This window comes from Pseudonocardia sp. ICBG601 (assembly GCF_020496245.1).
On sequence record NZ_JAHLJA010000271.1, the window covers coordinates 1 to 11,728 of the forward strand.

At 75.5% G+C, this 11,728-nt stretch carries 7 protein-coding genes and 2 pseudogenes; 5 read left to right on the forward strand and 4 right to left on the reverse strand.

What is annotated here, in order from left to right:
- Positions 1-335 (forward strand): annotated as a pseudogene (locus KPL57_RS64935) (TIGR03086 family protein); the annotation flags it as partial.
- 47 nt (positions 336-382) lie between these two features.
- Here KPL57_RS64935 and KPL57_RS73800 read toward each other — a convergent pair.
- From KPL57_RS73800 to KPL57_RS64950, 3 genes and pseudogenes are all read right to left on the reverse strand, one after another.
- Positions 383-490: a PspC domain-containing protein gene (locus tag KPL57_RS73800; protein ID WP_374204002.1), complete on the reverse strand. Its 108-nt coding sequence runs from the start codon at positions 488-490 to the stop codon at positions 383-385.
- 586 nt (positions 491-1,076) lie between these two features.
- Positions 1,077-1,331, reverse strand: a complete 255-nt coding sequence (locus KPL57_RS64945; RefSeq protein ID WP_226359430.1) for a hypothetical protein — start codon at positions 1,329-1,331, stop codon at positions 1,077-1,079.
- Between the two features lie 105 nt (positions 1,332-1,436).
- Positions 1,437-3,072: pseudogene (locus tag KPL57_RS64950) on the reverse strand (DNA repair helicase XPB); the annotation flags it as partial.
- 362 nt (positions 3,073-3,434) lie between these two features.
- Between KPL57_RS64950 and KPL57_RS64955 the strand changes: the two are divergent.
- The 4 genes from KPL57_RS64955 to KPL57_RS64970 all read left to right on the forward strand — a co-directional run bounded on the left by KPL57_RS64955 (position 3,435) and on the right by KPL57_RS64970 (position 9,753).
- On the forward strand, positions 3,435-7,949 hold the full coding sequence (locus KPL57_RS64955) for a nitrate- and nitrite sensing domain-containing protein (protein WP_226359428.1): 4,515 nt from the start codon (positions 3,435-3,437) through the stop codon (positions 7,947-7,949).
- The gene (locus KPL57_RS64960; RefSeq protein WP_020623626.1) at positions 7,946-8,374 is read left to right on the forward strand and encodes a roadblock/LC7 domain-containing protein; all 429 of its coding nucleotides are present in this window, start codon (positions 7,946-7,948) and stop codon (positions 8,372-8,374) included. The genes KPL57_RS64955 and KPL57_RS64960 overlap by 4 nt, the downstream gene beginning before the upstream one ends.
- A gap of 76 nt (positions 8,375-8,450) precedes the next feature.
- Complete coding sequence (locus KPL57_RS64965) at positions 8,451-9,155, forward strand: DUF742 domain-containing protein (RefSeq protein ID WP_198932229.1); 705 nt, start codon at positions 8,451-8,453, stop codon at positions 9,153-9,155.
- 28 nt (positions 9,156-9,183) lie between these two features.
- Complete coding sequence (locus tag KPL57_RS64970; protein ID WP_086002304.1) at positions 9,184-9,753, forward strand: ATP/GTP-binding protein; 570 nt, start codon at positions 9,184-9,186, stop codon at positions 9,751-9,753.
- A gap of 78 nt (positions 9,754-9,831) precedes the next feature.
- Here the strand turns inward: KPL57_RS64970 and KPL57_RS71630 are convergent, their stop codons facing one another.
- Positions 9,832-11,232 carry a helicase-associated domain-containing protein gene (locus tag KPL57_RS71630; protein WP_226359429.1) on the reverse strand — a complete coding sequence of 467 codons (1,401 nt, stop codon included), beginning with the start codon at positions 11,230-11,232 and terminating at the stop codon, positions 9,832-9,834.
- Positions 11,233-11,728: the final 496 nt, after the last annotated feature.

The following is an 11,728-nucleotide window of genomic DNA, read 5'->3' on the forward strand; positions in this document are numbered from 1 at the left end:
CCTGGGAAGGCCCCGAGGGCGAGGCGCTGCTCGATCGGGTCGCGCGGCTGGCGTTCGGCGAGGTCCCGGCGCGGGACGCGCTGACCGTGTTCCTGAACGAGACGCTCGTGCACGGCTGGGACCTGGCCGTCGCGACCGGGGCAGGACCGGAGGCCGACCCGGACCTGGCGACGACTGCGCTCGCCACCGCCCGCGCGTTCCTGCCCGCCGAGCCGCGTGGCGGTCCGGTGCCGTTCGGGCCGGTCGTGGAGCACCGTCCGGAGGCGGGACCGACCGAGCGGCTGGCGAACTGGTCGGGCCGGGTGTCGACGGGCTGGGTGACGACAGCCGGGTGACGACGGGCCGGGCGGGCCGACAGAGGGACTGAGCTCCCGGCACGGGCTCAGGCGGCGGGCGCGATCAGCCAGACGGCGAGGTACACCAGCGCCGCCGCGCCGCCGGTGAACAGGGTGAGGACGAGGACCGCGATGCGCAGCAGCGCGGGATCCACACCCAAGGTCGGCGGCGAGACCACCGCAGACACCGCCGAGCATCGGTCGGTGCTGCTGCGCCGGAGCCGGAACGCGGCGACGCGGTCGCCGATCCCGGGCGTCGCGGGCCGGGGCCCGGCGCCGGAGGGGCCTCGGCAGGGCGTGCCGGCGTGCGCGTGACGGCCGTGAGCGCCGGCCCCGAGGTCCCCGAACGGGCCGGGCGGCCGCGTCCGGGCCGGAGGCGGCGGGGAGTGGGGGCAGGGGTCGCGCTATCCTCGACACCGGCACCCGGTCGGTGACCGGATCGGCCTCGGTGCGTTCGGTACCCCCGGCGTCGGGATCCGCAGCGATCCGGGCGGTCGGCTGCTCGTCGACCCGGTGATCCCCGTGATCTCGGGGGCCGTTCTCGGCGCCGTTCTCGATGATCCCGTGTGCGCGCTCGGTGCCTCGAAGGCGTCGGTCCCGGGTCGACGCGGTACCGGTCGTGCTCGGTGTGTTCTCCATGGCTCCACGGTGTCGCCCGGGCGCCCGCCGGGACTCGGGACGAGCCCGGAGACCACCCCGGAACCGGCACCGCCCCGTCTCAGGGGCCCGGCACCGCCTGTCTCAGGGCCCGGCACCGCCCGGCCCGGGGTCACGGCGGCGCTCAGCCGGGCGGGGCCTCTGCGGACGGCCGCACGGCGGCGGCTCGACCGGACGACGCCGCACCGGCGGCCACCGCGGACGGCGGACCCGGCCGGGGCGGCGGGTCGGGCACCTGCGGTCCCGCATGCGCAGCACGCGCCCGAGCACCAGCGCGACGACGACCGACACGACCAGCCACGCCGCGACCCCGACGAGGACCCAGAGGGCGGTCGGCATGCGCCCTCCTCCGGCGTCGTGGACTCGACTCAGTGTGCCCCTGATCAGCGACGCGCGGAGGTCGCGCGTCCGGGTGAGCGTGCTCAGCGGGGCGTCGGGCAGGGCGGGCCCGAGGAGGTCGTCGGCGTCGACGATCCGGTAGGCGTAGCCCTGCTCGGCGAGGAACCGCTGCCGGTGCGCGGCGTAGTCGGTGTCACGGTGTCGCGGGACACCACAGAGTAGAAGTGCGCCTGGCGACCGTCGTTCTTCGGGCGCAGCAGCCGGCCGAGCCGCTGGGCCTCCTCCTGCCGGGACCCGAACGTCCCGCTGACCTGCACCGCGATCGTCGCCTCCGCAGGTCGATGGAGAAGTTCGCGACCTTGGAGACGACCAGGGTCGTGATCTCGCCGCGGGAAGGCGTCGAACAGCTTCTCGCGCCCCGGTTGCGGGTGGAGCCCTGGATGACCGGGACGCCGAGCTTCTCCCCCAGCGCGTCGAGCTGCTCCAGGTAGGCCCCGATGACCAGCGTCTGCTCGCCCTTGTGCCGGTCCAGGATCGCCTGCACGACGTTGAGCTTGGTGTCCGCCGTCGACGCCGTCCGGTAGCGCTCCTCGGCGTCGGCCGTCGCGTACGACATGCGCTCGGCGTCGGTCAGCGTGACCGCACCTCGATGCACTCGGCCGGCGCGATCCAGCCCTGGGCCTCGATGTCGCGCCACGGGGCGTCGTAGCGCTTGGGCCGATCAGGGAGAACACGTCGCCCTCACGGCCGTCCTCGCGGACCAGGGTCGCGGTGAGACCGAGCCTGCGACGGGACTGCAGGTCCGCCGTCATCCGGAAGACCGGGGCCGGCAGGAGGTGCACCTCGTCGTAGACGACCAGGCCCCAGTCGCGGGAGTCGAACAGCTCCAGGTGCTTGTACTCGCCCTTGGTCTTGCGGGTGACGACCTGGTAGGTGGCGATGGTGACCGGGCGGATCTCCTTCTTCTCGCCCGAGTACTCGCCGATCTCCTCCTCGGTCAGCGACGTCCGCGACGACGAGCTCGCGCTTCCACTGCCGCCCGGACACGGGTGTTGGTGACCAGGATCAGGGTGGTCGCGCCGGCCTTGGCCATCGCGGCCGCACCGACCAGGGTCTTGCCCGCGCCGCAGGGCAGCACGACCACGCCCGAGCCGCCCTCCCAGAACCCGTCGACGGCGTGGCGCTGGTAGTCGCGCAGCGTCCAGCCGTCCTGCTCCAGGGCGATCGGGTGGGCCTCGCCGTCGACGTAGCCCGCGAGGTCCTCGGCGGGCCAGCCGACCTTGAGCAGTGCCTGCTTCAGGTGCCCCCGCTCGGACGGGTGGACCACGACGGTGTCGTCGTCCACCCGGGCGCCCAGCATCGGGCTGATCTTCTTCTGCCGGAGGATCTCCTCCAGCACGGCACGGTCCAGCGCGGTGAGGACCAGGCCGTGCGCGGGGTGGTTGGACAGCTGCAGCCGCCCGTAGCGCCCCATCGTGTCGACGACGTCGACCAGCAGCGGCTGGGGGACCGGGTAGCGGGCCCAGCGGACCAGCGCGTCGACGACCTGCTCGGCGTCGTGCCCGGCGGCACGCGCGTTCCACAGGGCCAACGGGGTGACGCGGTAGGTGTGGACGTGCTCGGGTGCCCGCTCCAGCTCGGCGAAGGGCGCGATGGCCGCACGGGCCGCCGCGGAGTCGGGGTGGTCGACCTCGAGCAACAGCGTCTTGTCGGACTGCACGATCAGGGGGCCGTCGGTCACGGAACGAATCCTCTCGAGGCCGGAGAACGGGGCGGGGCGGGTCCGCCGGACGCCGAGCGGAGACGAACGGTCGACGTGTGTCACGTCACGTGACGACGGAGCAACCGGCCATACGCCACTCGGGAGACGAGGGTTCCGGGGGCTAGACTCGGCAGCCGTCCGTCACGCACAGACGGGACCCGACACGATCCTATCCGTCCGACTCCCCCGGGACGCGGCAACCGCCGCCCCGTGTCGGTCGCGATGCGGTCGAGCGGTCCCGTCGTGACCCCGAAAGGCGCACCGGACCAGCTGATGCTCCCCGACCTCGTGCCCGCCGCGCCGCCCGTCCCCGGACCGGAGACCGACAGGGAGATCTCGCCGTGACCACCGTGACCAGCACGGAACGCCCGAGCACGTGGTCGGAGCGACTCGACCCGCGGAACTGGAGCCTGGTCGCCAAGCTGGCGGTCGTCGGCCTGGTCCCCACGGTCCTCGCCCTGTCCATCGGCGCCATCCGCGTCGTCGACCAGGCCAACGTGGCCGAGGAGCTCAGCCGCGGCAGCGGACTGGTCGACGTGCACCGCCAGATCGAGACGCTGACCGGCGCGCTGCAGAACGAGCGCGACGCCGCGGTCCGCTTCGTGGCGGGCAACCGGCTCGGTGACCGGGCCGTCGTCGAACGGGCGCAGGCCACGACCGACCAGGCGCTGCAGGCCACGACGGCAGGGCTCGACACCGCCGAGCAGCAGGCCCCCGACCTGGCCACGGCCCGCCGGCAGGCGGACACCACGCTGGGCCAGCTCCCGGTCATCCGGTCGCAGGTCGCCGAGGGCCCGACCCCGGCCGCCGACCTCACCGGCCGCTACACCGCGGTCGTCCAGCGCACGCTGGGACTCGACCGGGCCCTGGTGGGGCGGCTGCAGACCGCCGACACCGCGGGTCTGACCACGGCGATCGCCGCCGGGGCGAGCGCCCGCGAGGCCCTGCAGCTCGAGCGCACCGTGATCGGTGGCGCGCTCGCCGCGGGGACGCTGGAGGAGCAGCAGCGCGCACAGGCCACCGGTGCCGAGGCCTCGTTCCAGGCCGCGGCCGGTGACTTCCAGTCCTCGCTGACGCCGGAGCAGGCCCAGTCCTTCGGGAACTTCGCCGCGGGCCAGGCGAACGCCGAGCGCAACGCCCTGCGCGACCAGGCGCTGTCGGTCCCGCCGGGCGTCGCACCGCCGGTGGACCCGAACGCGTGGAACACCGCCGTCGACCGCTCGGTCGCCGCGGTCGACCAGTCCACGGCGGCCGCCCAGCAGGCGTTCGTCGACGGCCGGGCCAGGGCCGCCGAGCAGGCGGGCAACACCGCGGGCCTCAACTCCGTGCTGTTGATGCTCACGATCCTGCTGACCGCGGGCATCATCCTGCTGCTGGGCCGGCAGATGGTCCGTTCGCTGCGCCTGCTGCGCAGCTCGGCGCTCGAGGTCGCGGAGCAGAAGCTGCCCGCGGCGGTGCAGAGCATGCGCTCCGGTCAGGCACCGAACGCGCTCGTCGAGCCGGTCCCGCTGGACAGCCGCGACGAGATCGGCCAGGTGGCGCGGGCCTTCGACGCCGTGCACGGCCAGGCCATCCGCCTCGCCGCCGACCAGGCCGCGCTGCAGCAGAACGTCAACTCGATGTTCGTCAACCTCTCCCGCCGCTCGCAGGCGCTGGTCGAGCGCCAGCTGCAGCTGATCGAGCAGCTGGAGAGCAACGAGCAGGACCCGGACCAGCTGTCGAACCTGTTCCAGCTGGACCACCTCGCGACCCGTATGCGCCGCAACAGCGAGAACCTGCTGGTCCTCGCGGGCACCGACCTGGCGAAGCGGAACGTGGCGCCGGTGCAGGTCGTCGATGTCCTGCGGGCCGCAGTGTCGGAGGTCGAGCAGTACCAGCGGGTCGTCGTGCAGACCCCGCCGAACGCGACGATCGCCGGTCGTGCCGCGAACGACCTCGTGCACCTGCTGGCCGAGCTGCTGGACAACGCGACGAACTTCTCGCCGCCGGACTCGCAGGTCGTCATGACGACGACCCGCACCGCCGACGAGTCGCTGCTGATCGAGATCTCCGACCGCGGCGTCGGCATGACCGACTCCGAGCTGGTCGACGCCAACCAGCGTCTGTCCGGCCCGGCCGAGGTCGACGTGTCGGCGTCGCGGCGGATGGGCCTGTTCGTGGTCGGCCGGCTGGCCGCCCGGCACCGCGTCGGCGTCCGGCTCGCCTCGGCCGCCGTCGGCGGCGGCTCCGGTGGGCTGAGCGCCTCGGTGACCGTGCCGCCGCAGCTGGTGCCCTCGGCGCAGCTGCCCGAGCAGCGCCGCGACGGCGATCCGGGCGGCTGGGGCGGCGTGCCGCCCCAGGGTGGCGACCAGCACGCCCCGCAGGTGCCCGCCCCGGCGCTGACCGGTGGCGGAGCGCCCGACGGGCCCCCGTCGGCCGCCCCGACCGCGGTGAACGGGAACGGTCGCGGTGGTTCGCTGCCGTCGATGGTCGCGGGCTCCGACGGCCCGATGACCCCGACCTTCGAGGCCGGTGCGTCCTCGTCCACGACGCCGCGCAACGGCTCGGGCTCGAGCCTGCCGACTCGCCGTCCGGGGTCGTCGCTGACGAAGAACGCGGCCCCCGGCGACGCCGGTGGGCAGACCGCCGACGGACCGGCCCCGACCCTGAACGAGTCCGCCCCGCAGGGTCTGTCGGCCTTCGCGCCGTCGCAGGACGGGGGGCGCGACGCGCGTACCCCGGCCGACGTCTTCACCCCGGCCGACGAGGCAAGCCCCGGTCCCGCCGACGGCGACTCCCCGCGCGGCGCCGAGGCGTTCCGGGGCACCGGCCCCGCGCCGTACGGCGCCGACGACCGCCCGTCCGGCGACGCCGGCCCCGGCGCCGAGGCCCTCGCCGACACCGAGGACGGCACCGAGGGCACCGAGTCGACCACGGCCCCGGCCGACAGCACCGACAACGCCGACAGCACCGGCACCGAGGCGGACCGCTCCGGCGGCACCGCTGCCCCGTCGGCGGCCGCACTCGGACTGGCGGGTGCCGCTGCGGCGGCCGCCGCGGCCCGGGCCCGCGGTGACCGCGACATGGACGACACCGTCGTCCTGGACCGGGCGATCGGTGACGGTCCCGAGGACCACCGGCAGGCCCCGGCCGACGACGAGCGCTCCGAGGCGACCGACGCCGGATCCGACGACCGGGACGGGGCCGGTCAGGACAGTGCCGATCAGGACCGTGCCGCCCCGGGCACCGACGGGACCCCGGACCACCGGATCACCGGCACGGTCGCCGACCGGGACACCGACGGCGCCGCCGAGGACTCCACCGACGGGACCACCCCGCAGGAGACCCCGGTCGCGGCCCGCACGAACGGCATCGCGCCGTTCCCCCCGGCCCCCGCCGACCGCGCGGACGCCCCCGGCACCGACGGTGACGCCCACGACAAGGCCGGCGCCGCGGACACTGCCCGCACCGAGGACGCGGCCGACACCGAGGTGAGCGCGCCGTCCGGCGACACCGACCACGCCGACGCCTCCGGGGTCGCCGAGGTCGAGGCGGGCCACACCGGGCCCGACCTCGCCGAGGACGACGCCGCCGACGCCACCGGTGCCGCCGGCTCGACGGACACTCCCGGGACCGGTGCCGACGGCGCCCGCCCCGCGGACACCGCAGCCGAGGACGGCGCCGCCCGGAGCACCGGGGCCGGAGACAGCGGCACCGGGGACAGCAGCACCGGGGACGGCGACACCGGCGACGGCAGGACCGGGGACACCGCCCCGACGCGCAGCGACCCCGAGACCGCCGGATTCCCGACGGTCCGCACGTCCGGCCGCACACCCATGGGCGGACCGCTCCCGGCCCGCACCAACGGGACCCGCCCCTCGCCGTCGCGCCGCCCGGTCATGCCGGTCCGCGGCGCCGGGCCGGCGCTGCCCACCCGCGGTCCGGGCCGCCAGGGCCCGCCCCCGGCACCGGCCCGCGGCCCGCAGCAGCCCGCACCCCAGCAGGCTCAGCCGGTCCAGCAGCAGGCGCGTCCGGGTCAGCAGGTCCAGCCGGCGACGGGTCGGCAGGAGCCCGCACCGCTGCCGAAGCGCGAGGGTGGCCGGGCCGGCGGTCCGGCGAGCCTCGCCGCGGCCTCCGCCGGCTCCTCGCAGGACGAGCTGTTCGCGCCGAAGGTGGCCGTCGAGGGCGATCGGGGTCAGCTCCGGCGCCCCGGGGCGGTCGAGTCGGCCCGGGCCCAGACCGGGTTCGACATGGGTCAGACCACCCCGATCTTCGACGACATCGCCTCGGCCTGGTTCCGCTCGAACCGGTCGGTGCCGGTCCGCTGGCAGGACGCCGCCGGCCCGAACGGTGGCGCCCCGGCCGGTGCCCCGGCCCCTGCCACGGCCGACGCCCCGGCGCCCCCGGCGGCCTTCGCCTCCCCCGCCGACGACGTCTGGCGGCAGGCCCGCGAGGCCACCGACGGCGACGACTCGGAGACCGCCGGTGACGAGCTGACGACCGCCGGACTGCCCAAGCGACGCCCGCGGGCGCGACTGCTCCCGGGCAGTGCGGCAGGATCGACCGTGCTCAGCCCCGCTCCGGCGGAGCCGAGGGACGCCGAGAGCGTCCGTGGCCGTCTCGCCCGCTACCAGCAGGGCGTGCGTCAGGGCCGGGAGAGCGCTTCCGGTGTCCGTCGCAACGCACTCGCCGGCACGACCGAGACGGTCGACGGCGACTCCGATCCGCAGGACCAGCACGACCCGCAGGACCAGCACGACCGGCAGGACCAGCACGACCGGCAGGGCCCCCGGGCCCCGCAGGACACCACCGCGACCGGCACCCCCGAGCCCGCCGCGGACCGACCGAACTCGTCCGACCCCGAGGAGAACCAGTGAGGGCACCGCAGGCACAGCCGAGCCAGAGCCGTTTCGGCTGGCTGGTCACCAACTTCGCGGAGCGCGTCCCGGGTGTCGCGCACGCCATCGTGGTGTCGACCGACGGACTGCTGCTGACCGCCTCCGACCGGCTGCCGCGCGACCGGGCCGACCAGCTCGCCGCCGTCGCATCCGGTCTGGTCAGCCTGACCCAGGGCGCCGCGCGCTGCTTCGACGCCGGTGGTGTCGTGCAGACCGTCGTCGAGATGGACCGCGGGATCGTGCTGCTGATGTCGATCAGCGACGGGTCCTGCCTGGCCGTGCTCGCCTCGCCGAGCTGCGACATCGGCCTCGTCGGCTACGAGATGACGCTGCTGGTCGACCGGGTCGGCCAGCTGCTCACCCCGGAGCTGCGCGCCGAGCTGCAGGGCTCGTTCGGGCCCTGAGGCCACGACTCCGGACCCGAGGACGCGTTACCGTCATGCACCCCATCCGAGGATCGACCAGAGCGGGTGAGATCCGATGACCCAGGACCCGGGCGGACACGGCCCCGAGCCGACGTTCGCCGACGTCATGAACGGGTTCAGCCTGGACTCCAAGCGCACGCCCAAGAAGCGCCGATGGGGGCGCAACCGTCCGGAGGACGACGTCGAGCCGGAGGGTGCCGCCCCCGCGCGCCGGGTCCCGCCGCCGAACCCGGGCGAGGTGACCGGCCCCATCGGCGGGTCGGCGGCCTACGGGCTGCCGCCCACCCCGGCCGAGCTGGAGGCCCAGCGGGGCGGTGACCGACCGGACCGGCCGGCGCCGCAACCGGCCCAGAACACGGGGCAGAACCCCACGTACGACCCAGTGGCAGCGCCGCCGCCGGTGCCCCCGTCCGCGGGTGGTGCCGCCTTCGTCCGGCCCTACGCCTGGACGCGGGGACGGACCAAGTCGGGCTACGAGCTGGCCATCGAGACCCTGGTCTCGGTCAGCAACCGGGCCCGCAGCCAGCTGGAACGGCTGCCGATGGAGCACCGCTCCGTCGCCGACCTGCTGCTCGAGCAGACCCGCTCGGTGGCCGAGGTCGCGGCGCTGTTGTCGCTCCCCCTGGGCGTGGCCCGGGTGCTGCTCGGGGACATGGCCTCGAACGGCACGGTGACCGTTCACCAGACCGCGAGCACCCCCGGCAACGCGCCGGACCTCGCGCTGATGGAAAGGGTGTTGAGTGGACTCCGTCGGCTCTAGGCCACAGCCGCCCCAGCCCGCGGCCGGGATGGCCCGTGCCGCGACGATGTCGGCCAAGATCGTGGTGGCCGGTGGGTTCGGCGTCGGGAAGACCACCTTCGTCGGGTCGGTCTCGGAGATCATGCCGCTGACCACGGAGGCGGTGATGACCGAGGCGAGTGCGTCGCACGACGACCTCTCCGCCACCCCCAACAAGCGGTCGACGACCGTCGCGATGGACTTCGGTCGTGTCTCGCTGGACGCCGACCTGGTGCTCTACCTGTTCGGCACGCCCGGCCAGCAGCGGTTCTGGTTCATGTGGGACGACCTGGTCCGCGGCGCGATCGGCGCCGTCGTCCTCGTCGACACCCGGCGCCTGGCCGACTCCTTCGCCGCGATCGACTTCTTCGAGGACCGCGGACTGCCCTACGTCGTGGGTGTCAACGCCTTCGACGGGCAGCTGCAGCACAGCCTCGACGACGTGCGCGAGGCGATGTCGATCGACCCGGCCGTCCCGATGGTCGTGTGCGACGCCCGGCACCGGCAGTCGACCAAGGAGACCCTGATCGCGCTGGTGCAGCACGCGATGCACCAGCGGATGGCCGCCGGCGCCCGCTGACCCGTACCCGACGGCGGCGCCGGCACATCCCGTGCCGGCGCCGCCGCGGTAGCGCGTCCCTCCCGCGAGGGGATCCGTTCACCCCCGGGCCTGGTCGCGCCCGGCCGGCTGCTCCGCTCCGGCGTCGACCGGGGCGATCGAGGTGATGCGGTGCAGCTGGATCCGGCGCAGCTCGCCGTCGAGCGCGTCGCGGCCCTCGACGTAGCCGCCGCCGACCGAGACCGGCGCGAGCACCCGGTCCCCGGCGACCCCGTGGGCGTCGACGTAGCCGATCCACACGGTCCGGCCCTCGCGCACGGCCTCCTGCAACGACGCCAGGTTCCCGGTCGCGCCGGTGAGCTCACGCCGCCCGGCGACGCTGTCGCGCACCCCGGCCAGGCGGTCCCCCGCCCGCAGTCGCTCGACCAGCTCCTCGGCCCGGTTCGTCGGGGACCGGTCGACGACCCGGCCGGCGTCGCGGGTGCCGCGCCGCAGCCGCGGCTCTGTGCGCCGCCCCTTCGGCCCGAGGTCGACGACGGCACCGCCCGCGTCCTCGGCGGCCGGGCTGAACCCGGCGGCCCGCAGCCCGTCGAGCACCTCGGCCAACGGCAGCGAGCTGACCATGACGGTCGGGGCGATCCGGCGCAGCCCCAGCTCCTCGGCCGCGGAGTGCGCGAGCACCTCGGACAGGAGCACCTCGTCGTCCGAGCGCAGGAAGCAGCTGACCGCCCCACCGCGCAGCCTGCCGTGCCGGCGGGCGACGTCGTCCACCAGATAGGTCAGGGTCTGCGGGACCGGGGTGCGGGAGCGGGCCTCGAGGATCGCGCGGACGTCGTCGGCGGTGCGGCCGGTGTCCAGTGCCCGGCGCAGGCTGCGCTCGGTGAAGCGGTACACCGTGGCGCCGCCCGCGGACTCGACCTCGGCCAGGATCGCGAGCTCGTGCGCGAGGTCCGCCGACAGCCGCCCGGGTGCGACGGCGGTCAGGTCGGCCTGCAGCAGGATCTCCTCCACCGGGGCGGGCAGCGCCGCGTGCAGTGCGGCGGCCAGCTCGGTGGGGTGCCGGGTGGGGTGCGCCGGGTCCGGGCGCAGGGCCGGGTCGAGCAGAACCCGTCCGGCCGTGGTGAGCGCGTCGAGGGCGACCACGCCGATCGCGGTGGCCTCGGCGACGGTCCAGCCGACCGTCTCGTCGCGCAGCCGGCCGCCGCGGCGCGGGGCGTGCCAGGCCAGCAGCCGCGCCAGGTCCTCCGGTGACCCGACCGAGGTGCCGGGTGCGAGATCGGCGAGCGCGTCCAGGACGCGACGGCGGTCCCGCGCGGCGGGGGGCCGGCGCGGCCCGTCGGACAGGGCGGTGATCGGCTTGCCGGTCTCGTCGCGGCGCCCCACCAGCCCGGGCAGCCGCGGCAGCTCCAGCCAGGCCTGGGCCAGCACCGCCCAGCGGGACTCCTCCGGGCCGGTGCCCCAGACGTCCCAGGTGGTGGTCGGCAGCCACTCCGGGGTCACCGACTCGGTCGCCCCGACGAGGTCCGCGGCGTACAGGACCTCCAGGATCAGCGCCGCGGTCGGCTCGTCGGTGGTCGGCCGCCTTCGCCGCCCGCTTGAGCTCGCGGACGCCGAACCCGCCCGACCGCAGCACCGGCACCGACTCCCGCGCCAGCCACTCCAGGAGCAGGTCGGTGCGGCGCAGGAACTCCAGTGCGGCCCCGGCACCGGTGCCGTCGACCACCGAGGTCTCCCTGGCGCGCAGCGGGACGTCCGGCCGGGACAGGTCCAGCGGCCCCATCGGACGGTCGCCGCGCAGGGCCAGCGCGACCTGGCGGGGCAGCTCGACGGTGTCGGCGTCGCGGCGCACGAGCAGCCCCTTGTCGAGGAGCGACCCGACCGGTCCGGCTGAGCCGTTCGCGTTGCGGGAGCGGCCGACCGGCGGGCCCTGGGAGAGGACGTCGAGGACCTTGCGCTCGTCCTCGAGCCCACCCGGCGAGCAGGGTGTCGAGCTCGG